We start from the raw sequence: 17,477 nt of genomic DNA, 5'->3' as shown, positions 1-17,477 counted from the left end.
CGACCTGTCAAAGCTGCGCGAAGTTCAATAACAGGTTATCAAGAATCCTTATGACCCACTAAGACTGTTATACAACGCCTATGCTGGCCGTCACTTCAATACATACATCAGTCTGGAGTAAACAGAAATGGGAACAAGTAGTGAAACAGCAATCATCAGTGATACGGTAAAGAGATATGCCATTGCCATACTTTTGACCCTTACTGTATTTGGCCTTGGTTATATCTGCGGCCAGAGCGTTGCGCCAGCCACCCTCTCACTGAACAAAGCCAGCAGACTCAGCAGCCCACCCAGCCGCGCCAGTGCGCGCCCGGAATTTTTGCAACAGCAGCGCCAGCAACGCAAAGCTGCGCTGATAGTTTAGTGCATCAGTCTATCCAACATTTAATCTGTTGAAATACGTTTATTGGTAACAGGATCAAACCAATGCACAACGTCTGCTGCAAAGCCGGCTGTCGTGCGCTGACCCGCCTCCACCGCCGTACCTGCTGGTGTGCGAATTACCATGGACTGACCACCACACAGGCCATGCACCAGCAGATCTGCACCAAGTGACTCGACCAGTTGCACATCCAGTGGCAAGCCTGGCATGCCTATGAATAAATGCTCAGGACGCACACCCAGTATCAATTCACGATTGGCGACACGCTCTGCATCGCTTTGTAGCAGTGGCAATGACACCAGCGCCTGGCCTATCTGCATCTGCCTGCCATTTTCAGTCAGCTTGCCGCGCAGGAGATTCATCGGTGGTGATCCAATAAAACTGGCAACAAAAGTAGTGGCCGGCGTCGCATACACTTCTGCAGGTGTACCTATCTGTTCAGCCACACCACCATTCATGACTATCATGCGCTGACCCAGGGTCATGGCCTCGACCTGATCGTGAGTAACATACAGGCTGGTGGTACCGAGTGCCTTGTGCAGACGCTGGATTTCCAGGCGCATTTGCACCCGCAATTTGGCGTCCAGATTCGACAGTGGTTCATCAAACAAAAACACTGCCGGTTCCCTGACGATGGCACGCCCCATGGCGACGCGCTGGCGCTGACCACCAGAGAGTTGGCGCGGAGTCCTGTCCAGCAGTGCACCCAGCTCCAGTATCTGCGCCGCTTTTTGCACCCTGGTTTCAATATTGGCTTTGGAAAAGCCGCGTATCTTCAAACCATAAGCCATGTTCTGATAGACGCTCATGTGCGGGTACAGCGCATAGTTCTGGAACACCATGGCGATATCCCTGTCCTTGGGTTCGAGATTATTGACTACCCTGTCGCCAATGACGATATCACCAGAAGAGATTTCTTCCAGTCCCGCCACCATGCGCAAGAGCGTCGATTTACCGCAGCCAGAAGGGCCAACCATGACGATGAATTCGCCATGGTTGATATCCATGGAAACACCATGGATGACAGCAACAGCCTTATCGCCCTTGCCGTAAGTTTTGGTAACGTTTTTAAAATGTAGTTGTGCCATAAGTTATTTTATATATAGGACTTAGGCAAAATTGTCCCAGCAAGGCGTAGCGACAAAGACAGTACTTTAGTACCGAATCTTGCAAACTTCGGGCGCTGCAACGTAGCTGGGGCGGTTTTGCGTAAGTCCGTTATTTTTCTGAATCGACTAGGCCCTTTACAAACCACTTCTGCATGACGACCACCACCAGCCCGGGTGGCAGCATCGCCAGCAGCAAAGTCGCCATCACCATATTCCATTCGACTGCGGCATCACCACCAGCAATCATGCGCTTGATGCCTACACCTATCGGATACATATTCTGTTCTGTCGATACCAGCAAGGGCCAGAGATACTGGTTCCAGCCATAGATGAACATGATGACGAACAGGGCAATCACATTGGTGCGTGACAGGGGCCACAGAATATCCTTGAAAAAACGCAAGGGGCCAGCACCATCAATGCGTGCTGCTTCTGCCAACTCATCAGGCACAGTTAAAAAGAATTGCCGGAACAAGAAGGTCGCCGTCGCCGAAGCGATCAGCGGCACAGTCAGACCCGCATAGCTATTGAGCATGGATAAGTCCGACACCACTTTATAAGTCGGGCTGATACGTACTTCGACAGGCAGCATCAGGGTAACAAAAATCATCCAGAAAAACAGCGTGCGGCCAGGAAAGCGGAAGTAGACAAGTGCAAAAGCAGACAACATGGAAATCGAAATCTTGCCGATAGCGATCATCAGCGCAGACACCAGGCTGACCCACATCATGCGCCCTACCGGGCTACTGGCGACATTGCCCGATGTACCACTACCAAGCACTGCCTGCAGATTGATCCAGAGCTGGTCGCCAGGTATCAGGGACATGGGTGCCAGGGCAGACTGCTCAGCCGTCTGGGTGGCTGCAACAAAGGCGACATAGATGGGGAAAGCCACCAGGCTGACACCTAGTATCAGGATAAAGTGGCTGAACATGCCCAGAAAAGGTCGGCGTTCTATCATGCTTAATACTGCACTTTCTTTTCTATGTATTTGAATTGCAGCACGGTCAGGACGATGACGATACTCATTAATATCACTGACTGTGCGGCGGCACTGCCAAGATCGCCACCCTTGAAGCCATCATTGAAAACTTTGAACACCAGGATCTCGGTATCCTTGCCAGGGCCACCCTGAGTAGTAGCCTCGACGATGGCAAAAGTATCAAAAAAAGCGTAGACGATATTCACCACCAGCAAAAAGAAAGTGGTTGGCGTCAGCAATGGGAAGACGATGGTGAAGAAGCGCTTCCATGGTCCGGCACCATCTATCGCTGCCGCTTCTATCAGCGACTTGGGTATGGACTGCAAACCCGCGAGGAAGAATAAAAAGTTGTAGCTGATCTGCTTCCAGACTGCGGCCAGGACGATCAATATCATGGCATGGCGGCCATTCAAAAGATTGTTCCACTCAATACCAAAGTGTCGCAAGCCGTGCGCAACGATGCCCAGCGTAGGGTTGAGTAAGAACATCCACAGCACGCCCACTACTACAGGCGACACTGCATACGGCCAGATCAGCATGGTCTTGTAGATGGAACTGCCCCGGACTACCCTGTCGGCAAATACCGCCAGCAATAAAGACAGGCTCAAGCCCAGCACAGCCACCAGGCTGGAAAACATGGCGGTGGTCTTGAAGGCCGCCAGATAAGTCTCATCAGCAAACAGGGACTTGAAATTATCAAACCAGACAAACTGCGTAGACATGCCAAAGGCATCCTGCAACAAGACGGATTGATACAGGGCCTGCACCGCAGGCCAGAAAAAAAACAGCACCGTTACCAACAACTGCGGCAAGAGCAACAGATAAGGCAACCAGGCCGAACGAAACCGCGCACGCTTTTCCAAAAAAAACCTCTAATGAATATTTAAAAACCGGAAAGCTCACCGCAGAGACACGGAGACACAGAGAAGAACAAGAGGAAAACAAGTCGAACAAAAAATGTGATGCCTTTGTTTTTCTCTGTGTCCTCTGTGCCCCCTCTGTGTCTCTGTGTTGAGAGGTCTTAAGACTTTACTTATTCGCTTTTTCGAAGCGATCCAGCAATTCATTGCCGCGCAAAACAGCATTGTCCAGTGCGGCCTTGGCTGACTTTTTACCACTCCAGACCGATTCCAGTTCTTCATCCATGATGGTACGTATCTGCACAAAACTGCCCAGGCGTATGCCGCGGGATTTGTCTGTGGTCTTGACTATCATTTGCTGTACGGCGACACCAGGGCCTGGTGTTTTTTCATAGAAGCCAGACTTCTTGGTCATCTCATAGGCGGCATTGGTGATCGGCAGGTAGCCGGTTTCCTGATGCCATTTGGCTTGTACTTCTGGCTGCGAGAGGAATTTATAGAACTTGGCGACGCCCTTGTATTCTTCGGTCTTTTTGCCATTCATGCTCCATAGCGAAGCACCACCGATGATGGTGTTTTGCGGTGCGCCCTTGACGTCGGAATAATACGGCAACGGTGCGACAGCAAATTTAAACTTGGCATTCTTGGCGATATTGCCATAGGCTGAGCTGGATGAAGTCAGCATGCCGCATTCGCCAGAATAGAATTTGGCTTCTGGTTCATTCTTGCGACCAGCATAAGTGAAGTAGCCTTGCTTGGCCCAGTTTTCCAGGTTTTCTATATGGCGTACATGCAGGGGGCTATTGAATGTCAGGCGTGCATCGAGGCCGCCAAAGCCATTGCCCTTGGAGGCGAACTCTACATTGTGCCAGGCTGAGAAACTTTCCAGGTGCACCCAGGTTTGCCAGCCGGTTGTATAGGCACATTTTTCGCCACTGGCTTTCAGGCGAGCTGCTGCTGCGACCACTTCTTGCCAGGTTGCGGGGGCTTTGTTGGCGTCCATGCCCGCTTTGGCAAACATATCCTTGTTATAGTAAAACACCGTGGTTGAGCTATTGAAGGGGAAGGACAACATTTCCCCCTTGGGTGAAGTGTAATAACCCGCTACTGCAGCGACATAGCCGGAGGCATCGAATTTTTCACCCGCGACTTTCATAACTTCAGATACTGGCTTGACTGCACCCTTGGCATACATCATGGTAGCCGTACCGACTTCAAATACTTGCAGGATATGTGGGGCATTTCCAGCACGGAAAGCAGCTATGCCAGCAGCCAGGGCCTCGTCATAATTGCCTTTATAGACAGCCGTGACCTTGTATTCATTCTGGCTTTTATTGAATTGATCTGCCAGTGCAGTGACCCGGTCACCGAGTGCACCGGTCATGGAATGCCACCAGCTTATTTCTGTCACGGCATGGGCGGAGCCTGCAAAGCTCATCAATACTGCGGCACTGGCCCATGCCAGTTTGGTTTGCAATTTCATAAATGGTCCTGAGAAAAGCTGACAATCATATTTTTTAATATGAGGATTTCGCTACGATAGCATTCAGCCCTACCCTATGTATAGATAACACTTATAATTCTGCCATGAGTAACAACAAAGCTTAATCATGAATTTCTTGCTGACACGCCTGGGCTGGTATATCAAACTGGTAAGGCTGCATAAACCTATAGGCATACTTTTATTGCTCTGGCCTACCCTGGCGGCTTTGTGGATCGCTTCGCATGGGCAGCCAGGCTGGCAACTGGTAGTGATTTTCAGCCTGGGAACCGCACTCATGCGCTCTGCCGGTTGTGCCATCAATGACTATGCCGACCGCGACTTTGACCGTCATGTCAAACGCACGGCCGAAAGGCCACTGACCAGCGGCAAGATTTCTGGCAAAGAAGCCGTGGCTGTGGCTGTGGTGTTATCGCTGATTTCCTTCTGCCTGATTCTGCCCTTGAATAATTTGACCAAGTTGCTGTCGGTAGTTGCGGTGGTGGTGGCGGGCAGCTATCCTTATTTCAAGCGTTTTTTTGCCATCCCCCAGGCTTATCTGGGCATCGCCTTTGGTTTTGGCATACCCATGGCTTTTGCGGCTGTGCAAAATACCGTACCTATGACAGCCTGGATACTGTTACTGGCCAATATTTTCTGGGCTATCGCCTATGATACAGAGTACGCCATGGTAGACAGGGATGACGATGTGAAGATAGGTATCAGGACCTCAGCTATCACCTTTGGTCAATATGATGTTTTTGCTGTCATGCTGTCCTATGCCATCAGCTTTATACTGATCACGCTAGTGGGTTGGGAACTAGGTTTGCGCACCTATTTCCTGCTTGGCATGGGGGTGGCCGTGTTGTTTGCGCTTTATCATTACAAGCTTATACGGGAGCGCGAGCGCATGGCTTGTTTCGCCGCATTCAATAATAACAATTGGCTGGGTGCAGCAATCTTCGCTGGCATTGCCATAGACTATGCAGTAAAGTAAGCCAATAGATTGCTAATTTCTCAATGCAGTGGCTTATACTTGTGCTTGCGCAAATTAGCTGGACACTTTTTAAGTAAACTGAAATTCGCTTATTAACCACAAAGGACGAATCATGAGTACAGTAGACGAACATAGAGAACAACTGATGAACGATCTGCATCTTGTCATCCGTGATGCTGAAGAACTCTTAAAAAATACCGAACAGCAAAGCAGTGAAGGCTTTCAATCAGCCAAAGCCCGCTTTGAAAAAACCTTGAGAAATGCCAAGGCTGAAGTTGAGCGCATCGAAGATCTGGTGGTAACCCGCACCAAGGAAGCTGCCAAAGCAACTGATGTCTACGTCAAGGAAAATCCATGGCAATCAGCCGGTATCGCTGCCGGTGTTGGTTTGCTGGTAGGTTTGCTCATCGGCCGTAGCCGATAAGCAATGGCCATCAGCGATTCGCTGAGGCAAGTTGCCGCAACGCTGAGCAATATTGTCCACACCCGCCTGGAACTGGCCGCAGTAGAACTGGAAGAAGAGCTGGCACGCTTTTCTTCTGGACTGCTGTGGTCATTGTCGGCACTGTTTTTTGCTGGCATTGCCATCTTGCTGGCGATACTGACCGTCGTTGCAGCATTTTGGGATACCCACCGCTACACCGTGTTGCTTGGTTTAATCACTCTGTTCACTTCGCTGTCTCTGGGCATAGCACTGTGGCTACGCAATCAGTTCAACAACAAACCAGGTTTTCTGTCGCACAGTCTGGCTGAATTGAAAAAAGACGCTGCCGCGATGCGCAGTCCTGATAGCGCAGTAGGTGTCAATAACGGCAAGAAGGATTAAGGAATAGACCATGAGTCATCTGGGAAAACTAGCCTTACGACGTCAAGCCTTATTATTGAAAATCCAGGCAGAACGCAGCCTGATGACGATACATTGCCAGGAGTTCAAACAATCCATAGGCATGGTCGGTGTCGCGACTGGCATGCTGGGCAAGGCCGGACAGATAGCCCGTCAGCGCCCCCTGCTCGGCGGGATAGCCATTGCTGCCTTGTTTATACTCAAACCCAGACGAATATTTTCTTTTGCCAGATCCGCTTTGCTGGGCTGGGAAACCTGGCGTAGCGTCGCTGGTATAGTGCAGCGCATGCGCACGGATGTCAGTGACACCAGCAACTAAACCAATGTCTTCAACCAGGCAAGCCACAATAATCGAGCACATAGGCTTATCGAGGTAAGCCGTATAGCCCGGTCTTGCGAGACTGGTCAGTTTAGTCAGTTTTATTATTGACTGTCCTTGCCAAACTCATCCCCCAGTTCTTTACCTCTGGCCGCCGCCGCCTTGATGGCATTGACGATAGATTGTTTGACACCGGCATTTTCCATACTGCTCAAGGCTGCATAAGTGGTGCCTCCCTTGGAGGTGACACGCTCACGCAAAATGGCTACTGGCTCAGTTGCTTGCGCAGCCAGTTGCGCGGCTCCGGTAAAAGTCGCTATCGCCAGTTGCAAGCCTTGCTCAGGGCTAAGGCCAAGTTCTGTCGCCGCGTCTTGCATGGCTTCAATGAAATAAAACACATAAGCCGGGCCACTGCCGGATACTGCGGTTACTGCATCGAGCAAGCTTTCATCATCGAGCCAGGTGGTGGCGCCAACAGCCTGCATGATGTGCTCGGCCATTTGTTTTTGTCCGGCACTGACACCAGCCAGGGCAAACAAGCCTGTCATGCCCTGGGCGATGAGTGCTGGCGTATTTGGCATGGTACGGACAATCTTTTCATAACCGCCCAGCCAGCGGGCTATATCAGTAGCGCGTATGCCAGCGGCGATGGAAATCAGCAATTGCTGGCTCAGGTAAGGGGCCAGCAATTGCACCACTTCACGCAATTGCTGGGGTTTCACCGCCAGGATAATCGCATCCATCTGCGCCAGCCTGGCATCGGCGGCCAGGGCCGTGCTCACACCAAAGTCACTAACCAGCTTGTCCAGGGAAGTCTGGTTCAGATCAATGACATGTATATGTTCTGCTGTGGTCAGATTTTTAAGCAAGCCACCTATCAGGGCATTGGCCATGTTGCCACCGCCTATGAAGGCGATTTTCATCTTATTTTGCATAGTTGCGGTTTCCAAAAATGGCGGTTCCTATTCTCAGCATGGTGCTTCCTTCTGCGATGGCCGCATGCATGTCTGCGCTCATGCCCATGGACAGGGTATCCAGGGAGATACCTGCAGTCTGTATGCGTTCACTTAATAACTTTAACTGGCGAAAAGCCTGTCTTTGCACTTGCTCATCATCACTGGCTTCAGGCACGGCCATCAGGCCACGCAAGTGCAAGCCCGGCAACACAGCAATCTTTTGCGCCAGCGCCACAGCTTCCTCAGGCAAAACACCACTCTTGCTGGCCTCACCACTGATATTAACTTGCAAACAAATATTCAGGGCTGGCATATTTGCCGGTCTTTGTTCAGAGAGGCGCTGGGCGATTTTTTCCCTGTCGACTGAATGTACCCAGGCGAAATGCTCGGCAATGGGGCGGGTCTTATTGCTTTGTATGGGGCCGATAAAATGCCATTCGAGTTGAAGTTGCGGCTTCTTCGCCTGTACTTCCTGCATCTTCTCCAAAGCTTCTTGCAGATAATTTTCACCAAAACAGTGTTGTCCAGCCTCTGCCGCGTCTATCACGGCATCAGCTGGAAAGGTCTTGGACACGGCCAGCAGGCTTAGTTGTTGCGGATCGCGCCCGCTAGCAAGCGCAGCAGCGCGGATATCAGTAGTTACGGCTTGCAAGTTGTCAGAAATTGAGGACATAATCAGTAACCAAAAATCTATCTAATTCGTTGTGAACTTCTGGTAAAACTCCCACCCACAGCTTAATATGGCTTTTATCGCGCTTTGAAGCAGCTTACCTTCCCAAAATCAACAACGATTTCATTACCGGAATTATAAATGGACATTTCAGAACTGTTGGCGTTCTCCGTCAAGAACAATGCCTCCGACTTACACTTATCTTCCGGCTTGCCGCCCATGATACGGGTACATGGCGACGTCAGGCGCATTAATTTGCCACCCCTGGAGCATAAAGATGTACATGAGTTAATCTATGACATCATGAATGACTCACAGCGCAAAGCCTATGAAGACACGCTGGAGTGCGATTTTTCGTTCTCCATCCCTGGCCTGGCACGCTTCCGTGTAAATGCCTTCAACCAGGAACGTGGTGCCGCTGCCGTCATGCGTACCATTCCTTCCAAGATTTTGTCACTGGAACAGTTGAATACGCCCAAGATTTTTGCTGAACTGGCATTGAAACCACGCGGACTGGTACTGGTGACCGGACCTACCGGCTCGGGTAAATCAACCACCCTGGCTGCCATGGTGAACCATCTCAATGAACACGAATATGGCCATATCCTGACCGTAGAAGACCCGATAGAATTTGTGCATGAATCCAAAAAATGCCTGATCAACCAGCGTGAAGTCGGCCCGCACACCATGTCCTTCAACAACGCGCTGCGCTCTGCCTTGCGTGAAGATCCGGATGCCATCCTGGTAGGTGAGTTGCGAGATCTGGAAACCATACGCCTGGCATTGACTGCTGCAGAAACCGGTCACTTGGTATTCGGTACCTTGCATACCTCCTCTGCAGCAAAAACCATCGATCGTATTGTCGACGTTTTCCCGGCGGAAGAAAAAGAAATGGTGCGTTCGATGTTGTCAGAATCCTTGCAGGCAGTCATCTCGCAAACCCTGCTGAAAACCAAGGATGGTTCTGGCCGCGTTGCAGCACATGAAATCATGCTGGGTACGCCAGCGATACGTAATCTTATCCGCGAAGCCAAGATTGCGCAGATGTATTCATCGATACAAACCGGTAGTAACCTCGGCATGCAGACGCTGGACCAGAACCTGACCGACCTGGTACGCCGCAATGTCATCTCGGTGGGAACTGCACGCGGTGCAGCCAAACAGCCAGACAATTTCCCTGGCTAATAGATCAAAGGACAAAAAATGGAACGCGATCAGGCCACCAAATTCATGAACGATTTGCTGAGACTCATGCTCAGCAAAAACGGTTCGGACTTGTTTATTACTGCAGATTTTCCGCCTGCATTCAAAATCGATGGACGGGTAACACCTGTCTCAAACCAACCACTGTCACCGGCGCATACTGTTGATCTGGCTCGGTCTATCATGAATGACAAGCAGTCTTCGGAATTTGAATCAACCAAGGAATGTAATTTTGCGATCAGCCCGGCAGGCCTGGGACGCTTCCGCGTCTCGGCCTTCATGCAACAGGGCCGTGTCGGCCTGGTCCTGCGTACAATTACCACGGCTATTCCAAAACTGGAAGACCTGGGGCTGCCAGAAAACCTCAAAGAAATCGCCATGACCAAACGTGGCCTGGTCATCATGGTGGGTGCTACCGGTTCCGGTAAATCCACCACGCTGGCCGCCATGCTGGGTTACAGGAATGCAAATAGCTATGGTCACATCATCACGATTGAAGACCCGATAGAATATGTGCATCCACATATGAATTGCATCATCACCCAGCGTGAAATTGGCATTGATACTGAAGACTGGGGTGCAGCGCTGAAAAACTCACTGCGCCAGGCACCCGATGTTATCCAGATCGGTGAGATACGTGACCGCGAAACCATGGATTTTGCCGTCGCCTTTGCAGAAACCGGCCACCTTTGCCTGGCTACCCTGCATGCCAACAGCTCCAACCAGGCGCTCGACCGTATCATCAACTTCTTCCCGGAAGAACGCCGCGCCCAGTTGCTGATGGATTTATCGCTGAACTTGAAAGCAGTTATCTCTCAGCGCCTGGTGCCGCTGAAGGGCCGCAAAGGCCGCGCAGCCGCGGTGGAAATCATGCTCAATACACCTCTGGTTTCTGACCTGATCTTCAAAGGTTCGGTACATGAAATCAAAGAGATCATGAAAAAATCCCGCGAACTGGGCATGCAGACTTTTGATCAATCTCTGTTTGATTTGCATGAAGCTGACGAGATCACTTATGAAGATGCCTTGCGTAATGCCGACTCTGTCAATGAACTGCGTCTGGCCATTATGTTGAAAGGCAAAGATGCCAAGGACAGGGACTTGACCGCTGGCACCAAACACCTGGGCATAGTATGAGTGCGCTCGCTTTCCAGGCCAATAACCTACAGGGTGAACCTGTCGACCTCAAGCAATATGCAGGCAAGGTATTGCTGATCGTGAATACCGCCAGTAATTGCGGTTTCACACCGCAGTACAAGGGCCTGGAAGCGATCTACCAGCAATTCAGGGACAAGGGTGTGGAAGTACTGGGCTTTCCCTGCAACCAGTTTGGTCATCAGGAACCTGGTTCAGCCGGAGAAATTGGCGCTTTCTGTGAAAAGAATTTTGGTGTGACTTTTCCCCTGTTTGACAAGATAGACGTCAATGGTGACAAGGCTCACCCCTTGTTCCAGCACCTGAAAAGCCAGGCTCCTGGCTTATTGGGTAGCCAGTCCATCAAATGGAATTTCACCAAATTCCTGGTCAAAAAAGATGGCACTGTCTTCAAGCGTTATGCGCCGCAGACTGCGCCCAAGGATTTGCTGGATGATATAGAAAAGCTGCTGGCGGAGTGATCATTCACAAGCGCCCTGTCAGCATTGCCTGTCGTATCAGGTACTTTACACCCCAGCGATGAAAAGGGCGTATCAGTTGTATATAGACTCGCCCAAACCAGTTGTGCGTCAGGCAGACCGTTGATACTACAATAGCGACGGTCTGCCCTTCCTCTACACGCACAATCGAAAGCCGGAAATCCAGATGGCTGTTGTCGCGCCCGGCAACCAGTTCTTCTGAACTCAGATAAAAAATAGGCCATGCGCCTATTTTTTCACCCACTTGGTAATCCGATCTCATGCATGGATGCATGATTTCTGCCTTGTCTGGTACAGCAACTCCAAATAGGGATACCAAATAATTACGGCCTAGCATGATGAACTTCATCCATGTTGGCCTGTACATGAAAATCGCGTGAAATGCATCGCTGACTGTCAGTCCCTTACGACCAAGTTCGGCCCTGTACGAATCGCGATAATAGGCTGCACGAACTAGCTCAGGCATCAGCACGCTTTGCTGTGGATGCCCGCATTCGCTAAGCAGTGTACGCTGGCCAAGCATATATCAATCAGGTTTATTCACAACAATTGATGTACTGTCCGCTTCAGGCAAATCCTGACTTATTGCAGAGTCCTGCAATGCCCTATCTATGAGTTCTATCCAGTGCTGTACTGGGAGTTCTGTGCCCGATTGCAAATGCGTGAGGCAACCTATATTCGCCGACAAGATCATCTCTGCATCCGTCGCTTCCAGATTGCGTAGTTTATTATCGCGCAATTGATAAGAGAGCTTGGGTTGCAGGACAGAATAAGTACCGGCAGAACCGCAACATAAATGGCTGTCGGTGCACAGCTTCACATCAACACCGATGGCCGTCAACAGGCCTTCGACCTTGCCGCGTATTTGCTGGCCGTGTTGCAGGGTGCAAGGCGGGTGCCAGGCGATACGTTTACTGACTTTACCTTGCAGGCGCTGTACCAGTTGCGGCTGGAATTCTGGCAGGATTTCACTGAGGTCACGGGTCAGCATGGATATTTTTCCAGCCTTGTCTGCATAGGCTGCATCATGCGCCAGCAAATGCCCATACTCTTTTACCGTGGCACCACAGCCAGAGGCGGTCATGACGATAGCTTCGGCACCGGCTTCTACATAGTGCCACCATGCATCAATATTCTGGCGCATATCATTGAGGCCATCTTCATGCTCATTCAAGTGATAGCGTATGGCACCGCAGCAACCGGCCTTGGGCGCAATTTGCAATTGCACGCCCATGGCATCGAGTACCCTGGCGGTGGCGGCATTGATATTCGGTGACATGGCGGGCTGCACGCAACCATCGAGCAAGAGCATCTTGCGGGTATGTTCAATTTGCGGCCAGATGCCTGCATCTTGCGCCACCGGTACTTTATTTTGCAAGGCCTTGGGCAAGACTGCACGCAGGCTTTGCCCCAGCTTCATCGCGGGATTGAATATCCATTTGCGCGGCAACACAGCCTTGAGCGCAGCACGATTGAGCTTTTGAAACAGCGGGCGGCCGACCTGTTTCTCCACCACCTGACGGCCTATATCCACCAGACGACCATATTGCACACCGGATGGGCAGGTGGTTTCGCAATTGCGGCATGTCAGGCAACGGTCCAGGTGTTGCTGGGTTTTGGCCGTAGCGGGTTTGCCTTCCAGTACCTGTTTGATGAGGTAGATACGGCCACGCGGGCCGTCAAGCTCATCGCCGAGTAATTGATAAGTCGGGCAAGTGGCGGTACAAAATCCGCAATGCACACACTTGCGCAAGATATCTTCAGCCTCTTTGCCTTCGCGTGTGTCTTTGATGAAATCAGCGAGATTGGTTTGCATTATCTTTACCAGCCTTTATACATGCGACCGGGGTTGAATATACCGGCAGGGTCAAAAGTACTCTTCAGGCGTCTATGTATTTTTTCTATGGGTACCGACAAGGGGGCAAACACCCCTATGCTCTTGTCACCACCACGGAACAAACTCGCATGGCCGCTGGCAGCCAGTGCTGTCAGGCGTATCAGCTCTGGTTTTTCTGTACTGTAAAGCCAGCGCTGCGCCCCACCCCATTCCATCATGGATTTGCCAGTCAGCTTCAAGGCCGGACTGGTGGATGGCAGTGATAAGCGCCACAGACCATGCTCTTCTTCCTGTTGAAAAAAATCCAGGGTCTGTTCGCGTAAAGCCGTCCAGAAGGCCGTGGCATCCTGCATTTCTTCACCACCCAACCTGGCCTTGGCGGCACGCACTGCGGCCTCAGCACCAGACAGGCGCAACATCAATCGGCCTACATGCCAGCAACTGGCTGAGATAGGCAAGGCCTGGCCTGCCCACAGATTCAAACGCGTCAAGGCATCTGCTTCTGACAGAGCAAACACCAGGGTGGTTTCTGCAAAGGGACGTGGCAAGACCTTGATGGAAATATCCAGCAGCAAACCCAGGCAGCCCATGGAACCTGTGAGCAGGCGCGAGACATCATAGCCAGCGACATTCTTCATGACCTGGCCACCAAATTCCAGTATTTGCCCTTGCCCATTCATGAGGCTGACACCGAGCACGAAATCACGCACGGCACCTACGGCAGGCCGCCGCGGACCAGACAAGCCTGCAGCCACGACACCGCCCATGGTGGCAGTCGTACCCCAGTGTGGCGGCTCAAATGCCAGCATCTGGTTTTGTGCTGCCAGGGCGGTTTCTATTTCTGTCAGCGGCGTACCGCTGCGGGCGGTCAGCACCAGTTCAGTAGGGTCATATGCCAGGATGCCGCTGTAGGCGCTGGTATCCAGCACCTCACCCTGCAGTTCCTGCCCATACCAGTGCTTGCTGCCACCACCCTGTATCTGCAGAGCCGTGCCGCTGGCGCTTGCTGCCAATATACGTTCACGAAAATTATCTAGCGTCGTTTGCATGCCATCGTCCAATTAAGTCTAGCCTCTGTCTTTAAAAACGCGGCAAATCAGGGAATTTCAAACTGCCTCTTTTCACATGCATGCGACCATATTCGGCACAGCGGTGCAAAGTAGGTATGGCTTTATCCGGATTCAGCAAGGCCGCAGGATCAAAAGCCCGTTTCAAGGCGAGGAAGGCGGTAATTTCTTCACTGGAAAATTGCACACACATGGAATTGATTTTTTCTATGCCTACACCATGCTCACCGGTGATCGTGCCACCGACCTTGACGCATAGCTCCAGTATCTCGGCACCAAATTCCTCAGCCCTATGAAACTCACCTTCTTTATTTGCATCAAATAAAATCAGGGGATGCAGGTTGCCATCGCCGGCATGAAAAACGTTGGCGCAACGCAGGCCATATTTTTCTTCCATGGCGGTGATGCGGATCAGTACTTGCGCCAGATGTTTGCGCGGTATCGTGCCATCCATGCAGTAATAATCGGGGGAAATGCGACCAGCAGCGGGGAAGGCATTTTTGCGGCCAGACCAGAAACGCAGGCGTTCTGCCTCGGTAGTGGACACTGCCAGTGCAGTCGCGCCTGCCTGCTCCAGCACGGCGCTCATGCGGGCGATTTCTTCTTCTACTTCTTCTATGGTGCCGTCTGATTCGCAGAGCAAAATGGCCTCGGCATCGGTGTCATACCCTGCCTGCACAAAGGGTTCGACCATACGCGAAGAGGTCTTATCCATCATCTCCAGCCCGGCAGGGATGATACCTGCGGCAATCACACTGGCCACCGCATTGCCACCTTTTACTACATCATCAAACGAAGCCATGATGACGCGTGCAGTTTGCGGCTTGGGTATCAGTTTAACGGTCACTTCAGTGACGACCCCCAGCATGCCTTCAGAGCCTATGAACACGGCAAGCAAATCCAGGCCTGGCGCATCCAGCGCACCACCGCCCAACTCGATGACTTCGCCTTCCATCGTGATAGCGCGTACTGCCATGACATTGTGGACCGTCAAGCCATATTTGAGGCAGTGCACACCGCCAGAATTTTCTGCCACATTGCCACCGATAGTGCAGGCGATCTGTGAAGACGGGTCGGGCGCGTAGTACAAACCATGGGCAGATACTGCTTCAGAAATCGCCAGGTTGCGTACGCCTGGTTGCACGACCGCAGTGCGGGCGTAGGCATCGACCTTGATGATTTTATTGAGTTTGGCGGTTGACAGCACCAGGCCGTCAGCAATCGGCATGGCACCGCCAGACAAGCCAGTGCCAGCACCGCGCGGCACGATGGCGATTTGCTTGTCACGGCAGATATTGATGATGCTGATGACCTGACTCTCATTCTCTGGCAGGGTCACTACCATCGGTAACTGGCGATAGGCAGCCAGTCCATCACATTCGTAAGGGCGGGTATCTTCTTCATCATACAAAATGCAATGCGCAGGCAAGTGCTGGCGCAGTGCGCGCACAAGGTCTTGCTGGCGGGAAGATATGGCGAGTGATGCGTCCATGCTGGCTCCTGTTGATTCAAGGAGTGTAATCAGCTTTCCATGTCTTGTGATGAATTGTTCTCAGAAATTGCCGCAAATACTTTTCATTGCTTCTTACAGAAGCGCTGCATGCAACACCCCAGACAAGAAGGCGCATGAGGAAACACTACAGAACAGGAATGTCCCGCTCTGTCAGCACAGAGGGGTAGCTTATTTAGCGCCAGCCTTGACCAGGATGTCTATCATTTTCTTGTTCGGTTTGGCTGCGTCCTTTGCCCATGACAAAGGCGTATCACCATTAGGTGCGGTGGCATTCACATCAGCTTTTTTGCTGATCAAAAGCTGGACTGTTTCCAGCTTATCTGACATCACGGCGCAGAATAAAGGCGTATGGCCGTCGCCATTGGTGGACTCTATACTGGCACCGGCTTTCAGCAAGGCCAGGATAATGTCATTATTACCCTTCAATGCGGCCTGCGTCATGAAGGTAGGAGCGGCACGGCTGTCCTCTTGTAAGTCCAGTTTGATCTTGTCTTTGATGAGTTTTTCTACAGCAGCAGTGTCATTGCCATCAATCGCCTTGAGCATGGTGCTGTACTGGCGGCGTTCTGACTTGCTCAAGTCACCTTCACCTGCGAACACGGTGGTCGCTGTTGCCAACAGGGCCGTCATCAAGATCAGGACTAATTTATTTTTCATGGGCATACGATTTACTGGTTGATCACAAATTAAAGGCGAATTCTTACAGCAAACCCATGGATAAGCAATTTATCAACATTAAATGTTTGTAACAGGTGTATATGCAAAAAGGACGCCGCAGCGTCCTTTTTCAAGCAAATCAATAACGATTATGCTGAGAATGAAGAACCACAACCACAGGTGGTTGTGGCATTCGGGTTCTTGATGACGAACTGTGCACCTTCGAGGTCATCCTTGTAATCGATTTCTGCGCCAACCAGGTATTGGTAGCTCATGGAATCGATCAGCAAATGGACGCCATTCTTGGTCATGGTCGTGTCATCTTCATTGGTGATTTCATCAAATGTGAAACCATACTGGAAACCTGAGCAACCGCCACCTTGCACGAAGACGCGCAGTTTCAGGTCAGGATTACCCTCTTCTTCAATCAGCTGAGCTACTTTAGCAGCGGCGCTTTCAGTGAAAACAATGGGTGCGGGCATTTCGGCAACAGCGTTCATAATTACTCCTTCAGACTATTTACCATCATTATAGACCCGCAAGGAAATCTATGCATTGTTCGCTGCGAGTTTCAAGACAGGTTCTTGTGCCAGGTCATGGCTAAGCTTGCCAGAGACCACGGCACCGCTCAACATTTCCAGTGTTTTGTAGTGCACATCACCAAATATTTGTGCTTTTGGCTGTAATTCAAGCAATTCTGACGAAAATACTGGTCCATTGATGACACCATTCACTACGATGTGGGCGGCACGGACTTCACCATCGATTTTTGCCTGCTCAGAAATCACCAGCATGCTGGATGCTTCCAGATCAGCGACAACATTGCCGCGGATATGGCCATCTATGCGCAAGCCACCCTTGAAATGCAAATCGCCCTGTATGACGGTAGTAGTACCTATCAGGCTATCTATGGTGTTTTTGGTTTTTCGATTAAACATTCTTGCTCCCTTTTGAGGAAATGAGCCAG

At 51.1% G+C, this 17,477-nt stretch carries 21 protein-coding genes; 8 read left to right on the top strand and 13 right to left on the bottom strand.

All coding sequences use genetic code 11. The features are described 5' to 3' along the window. Nucleotides 1-127 precede the first annotated feature (127 nt). A complete protein-coding gene (locus ACO0LC_RS07370) occupies nt 128-364 on the top strand; it encodes a hypothetical protein (protein WP_423001995.1) in 237 nt (78 codons plus the stop codon). 20 nt (nt 365-384) lie between these two features. On the opposite strand, the gene ACO0LC_RS07365 is transcribed toward ACO0LC_RS07370, so the two are convergent. The 4 genes from ACO0LC_RS07365 to ugpB form a co-directional block, all read right to left on the bottom strand. Next, nucleotides 385-1,470: a sn-glycerol-3-phosphate import ATP-binding protein UgpC gene (locus ACO0LC_RS07365; protein WP_423001994.1), complete on the bottom strand. Its 1,086-nt coding sequence runs from the start codon at nt 1,468-1,470 to the stop codon at nt 385-387. Nucleotides 1,471-1,600: 130 nt separating this feature from the next. Further along, a complete protein-coding gene (gene ugpE, locus ACO0LC_RS07360) occupies nt 1,601-2,452 on the bottom strand; it encodes a sn-glycerol-3-phosphate ABC transporter permease UgpE (protein WP_423001993.1) in 852 nt (283 codons plus the stop codon). A gap of 2 nt (nt 2,453-2,454) precedes the next feature. Next, on the bottom strand, nt 2,455-3,336 hold the full coding sequence (ugpA, locus tag ACO0LC_RS07355; protein WP_110255157.1) for a sn-glycerol-3-phosphate ABC transporter permease UgpA: 882 nt from the start codon (nt 3,334-3,336) through the stop codon (nt 2,455-2,457). Nucleotides 3,337-3,502: 166 nt separating this feature from the next. Next, on the bottom strand, nt 3,503-4,816 hold the full coding sequence (gene ugpB / locus ACO0LC_RS07350) for a sn-glycerol-3-phosphate ABC transporter substrate-binding protein UgpB (protein WP_423001992.1): 1,314 nt from the start codon (nt 4,814-4,816) through the stop codon (nt 3,503-3,505). Between the two features lie 139 nt (nt 4,817-4,955). Here ugpB and ubiA point away from each other — a divergent pair, with 139 nt between their 5' ends. The 4 genes from ubiA to ACO0LC_RS07330 all read left to right on the top strand — a co-directional run bounded on the left by ubiA (nt 4,956) and on the right by ACO0LC_RS07330 (nt 6,973). Then, nucleotides 4,956-5,810 carry a 4-hydroxybenzoate octaprenyltransferase gene (gene ubiA, locus ACO0LC_RS07345; RefSeq protein ID WP_423002141.1) on the top strand — a complete coding sequence of 285 codons (855 nt, stop codon included), beginning with the start codon at nt 4,956-4,958 and terminating at the stop codon, nt 5,808-5,810. Between the two features lie 112 nt (nt 5,811-5,922). Next, entirely contained in the window at nt 5,923-6,234 is a 312-nt protein-coding gene (locus ACO0LC_RS07340) for a DUF883 family protein (protein ID WP_423001991.1), read from the top strand. A 3-nt stretch (nt 6,235-6,237) separates the two neighbouring features. Next, nucleotides 6,238-6,636 (top strand): phage holin family protein, encoded by a 399-nt coding sequence (locus ACO0LC_RS07335; RefSeq protein WP_423001990.1) that lies wholly within the window; start codon nt 6,238-6,240, stop codon nt 6,634-6,636. A gap of 10 nt (nt 6,637-6,646) precedes the next feature. After that, nucleotides 6,647-6,973 carry a hypothetical protein gene (locus ACO0LC_RS07330; RefSeq protein ID WP_423001989.1) on the top strand — a complete coding sequence of 109 codons (327 nt, stop codon included), beginning with the start codon at nt 6,647-6,649 and terminating at the stop codon, nt 6,971-6,973. Between the two features lie 104 nt (nt 6,974-7,077). Here the strand turns inward: ACO0LC_RS07330 and proC are convergent, their stop codons facing one another. Together proC and ACO0LC_RS07320 are read right to left on the bottom strand one after the other, a co-directional pair. Further along, nucleotides 7,078-7,908 (bottom strand): pyrroline-5-carboxylate reductase, encoded by an 831-nt coding sequence (proC, locus tag ACO0LC_RS07325; RefSeq protein WP_423001988.1) that lies wholly within the window; start codon nt 7,906-7,908, stop codon nt 7,078-7,080. Then, nucleotides 7,898-8,602 carry a YggS family pyridoxal phosphate-dependent enzyme gene (locus tag ACO0LC_RS07320; protein ID WP_423001987.1) on the bottom strand — a complete coding sequence of 235 codons (705 nt, stop codon included), beginning with the start codon at nt 8,600-8,602 and terminating at the stop codon, nt 7,898-7,900. Before ACO0LC_RS07320 ends, proC begins: the two co-directional genes overlap by 11 nt. Before the next feature lie 138 nt (nt 8,603-8,740). On the opposite strand from ACO0LC_RS07320, the gene ACO0LC_RS07315 reads away from it, so the two are divergent. The 3 genes from ACO0LC_RS07315 to ACO0LC_RS07305 are packed head-to-tail and all read left to right on the top strand — an operon-like array spanning nt 8,741 to nt 11,418. Further along, nucleotides 8,741-9,784 carry a type IV pilus twitching motility protein PilT gene (locus tag ACO0LC_RS07315; protein WP_423001986.1) on the top strand — a complete coding sequence of 348 codons (1,044 nt, stop codon included), beginning with the start codon at nt 8,741-8,743 and terminating at the stop codon, nt 9,782-9,784. 18 nt (nt 9,785-9,802) lie between these two features. Continuing rightward, nucleotides 9,803-10,939, top strand: coding sequence for a PilT/PilU family type 4a pilus ATPase (locus ACO0LC_RS07310; protein WP_423001985.1), 1,137 nt, complete (start codon nt 9,803-9,805; stop codon nt 10,937-10,939). Beyond that, entirely contained in the window at nt 10,936-11,418 is a 483-nt protein-coding gene (locus ACO0LC_RS07305) for a glutathione peroxidase (protein WP_423001984.1), read from the top strand. Before ACO0LC_RS07310 ends, ACO0LC_RS07305 begins: the two co-directional genes overlap by 4 nt. Before the next feature lie 4 nt (nt 11,419-11,422). Here ACO0LC_RS07305 and ACO0LC_RS07300 read toward each other — a convergent pair whose 3' ends face one another. From ACO0LC_RS07300 to ACO0LC_RS07270, 7 genes are all read right to left on the bottom strand, one after another. Then, nucleotides 11,423-11,902: a DUF2867 domain-containing protein gene (locus ACO0LC_RS07300; protein WP_423001983.1), complete on the bottom strand. Its 480-nt coding sequence runs from the start codon at nt 11,900-11,902 to the stop codon at nt 11,423-11,425. A 60-nt stretch (nt 11,903-11,962) separates the two neighbouring features. Next, the gene (glcF, locus tag ACO0LC_RS07295) at nt 11,963-13,252 is read right to left on the bottom strand and encodes a glycolate oxidase subunit GlcF (RefSeq protein WP_423001982.1); all 1,290 of its coding nucleotides are present in this window, start codon (nt 13,250-13,252) and stop codon (nt 11,963-11,965) included. Between the two features lie 5 nt (nt 13,253-13,257). Continuing rightward, nucleotides 13,258-14,322 carry a glycolate oxidase subunit GlcE gene (gene glcE / locus ACO0LC_RS07290; RefSeq protein WP_423001981.1) on the bottom strand — a complete coding sequence of 355 codons (1,065 nt, stop codon included), beginning with the start codon at nt 14,320-14,322 and terminating at the stop codon, nt 13,258-13,260. Nucleotides 14,323-14,353: 31 nt separating this feature from the next. Beyond that, nucleotides 14,354-15,832, bottom strand: coding sequence for an FAD-linked oxidase C-terminal domain-containing protein (locus ACO0LC_RS07285; protein ID WP_423001980.1), 1,479 nt, complete (start codon nt 15,830-15,832; stop codon nt 14,354-14,356). Between the two features lie 189 nt (nt 15,833-16,021). Further along, nucleotides 16,022-16,510 carry an ankyrin repeat domain-containing protein gene (locus ACO0LC_RS07280; RefSeq protein WP_423001979.1) on the bottom strand — a complete coding sequence of 163 codons (489 nt, stop codon included), beginning with the start codon at nt 16,508-16,510 and terminating at the stop codon, nt 16,022-16,024. 149 nt (nt 16,511-16,659) lie between these two features. Next, nucleotides 16,660-17,010: an iron-sulfur cluster insertion protein ErpA gene (gene erpA, locus ACO0LC_RS07275; protein WP_110255173.1), complete on the bottom strand. Its 351-nt coding sequence runs from the start codon at nt 17,008-17,010 to the stop codon at nt 16,660-16,662. Nucleotides 17,011-17,058: 48 nt separating this feature from the next. Further along, nucleotides 17,059-17,448 carry a bactofilin family protein gene (locus ACO0LC_RS07270; protein WP_423001978.1) on the bottom strand — a complete coding sequence of 130 codons (390 nt, stop codon included), beginning with the start codon at nt 17,446-17,448 and terminating at the stop codon, nt 17,059-17,061. Nucleotides 17,449-17,477: the final 29 nt, after the last annotated feature.

Origin of the sequence: Undibacterium sp. JH2W (assembly GCF_049340425.1) — a bacterium.
Taxonomy (GTDB): Bacteria; Pseudomonadota; Gammaproteobacteria; order Burkholderiales; family Burkholderiaceae_D; genus Undibacterium.
The sequence above is the reverse complement of the archived record's forward strand: the minus strand, read 5'-3'. Positions and strand labels throughout refer to the sequence as shown.

Bases quoted from the DNA above. Each gene is read 5' to 3' on its own strand.
- ACO0LC_RS07320 (WP_423001987.1), bottom strand. From the start codon at position 8,602: ATGTCCTCAATTTCTGACAACTTGCAAGCCGTAACTACTGATATCCGC.
- ACO0LC_RS07335 (WP_423001990.1), top strand. From the start codon at position 6,238: ATGGCCATCAGCGATTCGCTGAGGCAAGTTGCCGCAACGCTGAGCAAT.
- ACO0LC_RS07310 (WP_423001985.1), top strand. From the start codon at position 9,803: ATGGAACGCGATCAGGCCACCAAATTCATGAACGATTTGCTGAGACTC.
- ugpE (WP_423001993.1), bottom strand. From the start codon at position 2,452: ATGATAGAACGCCGACCTTTTCTGGGCATGTTCAGCCACTTTATCCTG.
- ACO0LC_RS07365 (WP_423001994.1), bottom strand. From the start codon at position 1,470: ATGGCACAACTACATTTTAAAAACGTTACCAAAACTTACGGCAAGGGC.
- ACO0LC_RS07300 (WP_423001983.1), bottom strand. From the start codon at position 11,902: ATGCCTGAGCTAGTTCGTGCAGCCTATTATCGCGATTCGTACAGGGCC.
- ACO0LC_RS07280 (WP_423001979.1), bottom strand. From the start codon at position 16,510: ATGAAAAATAAATTAGTCCTGATCTTGATGACGGCCCTGTTGGCAACA.
- glcF (WP_423001982.1), bottom strand. From the start codon at position 13,252: ATGCAAACCAATCTCGCTGATTTCATCAAAGACACACGCGAAGGCAAA.
- ACO0LC_RS07330 (WP_423001989.1), top strand. From the start codon at position 6,647: ATGAGTCATCTGGGAAAACTAGCCTTACGACGTCAAGCCTTATTATTG.
- ACO0LC_RS07305 (WP_423001984.1), top strand. From the start codon at position 10,936: ATGAGTGCGCTCGCTTTCCAGGCCAATAACCTACAGGGTGAACCTGTC.
- ACO0LC_RS07340 (WP_423001991.1), top strand. From the start codon at position 5,923: ATGAGTACAGTAGACGAACATAGAGAACAACTGATGAACGATCTGCAT.
- ACO0LC_RS07270 (WP_423001978.1), bottom strand. From the start codon at position 17,448: ATGTTTAATCGAAAAACCAAAAACACCATAGATAGCCTGATAGGTACT.
- glcE (WP_423001981.1), bottom strand. From the start codon at position 14,322: ATGCAAACGACGCTAGATAATTTTCGTGAACGTATATTGGCAGCAAGC.
- ACO0LC_RS07370 (WP_423001995.1), top strand. From the start codon at position 128: ATGGGAACAAGTAGTGAAACAGCAATCATCAGTGATACGGTAAAGAGA.
- ugpB (WP_423001992.1), bottom strand. From the start codon at position 4,816: ATGAAATTGCAAACCAAACTGGCATGGGCCAGTGCCGCAGTATTGATG.
- ACO0LC_RS07285 (WP_423001980.1), bottom strand. From the start codon at position 15,832: ATGGACGCATCACTCGCCATATCTTCCCGCCAGCAAGACCTTGTGCGC.
- proC (WP_423001988.1), bottom strand. From the start codon at position 7,908: ATGCAAAATAAGATGAAAATCGCCTTCATAGGCGGTGGCAACATGGCC.
- ACO0LC_RS07315 (WP_423001986.1), top strand. From the start codon at position 8,741: ATGGACATTTCAGAACTGTTGGCGTTCTCCGTCAAGAACAATGCCTCC.
- erpA (WP_110255173.1), bottom strand. From the start codon at position 17,010: ATGAACGCTGTTGCCGAAATGCCCGCACCCATTGTTTTCACTGAAAGC.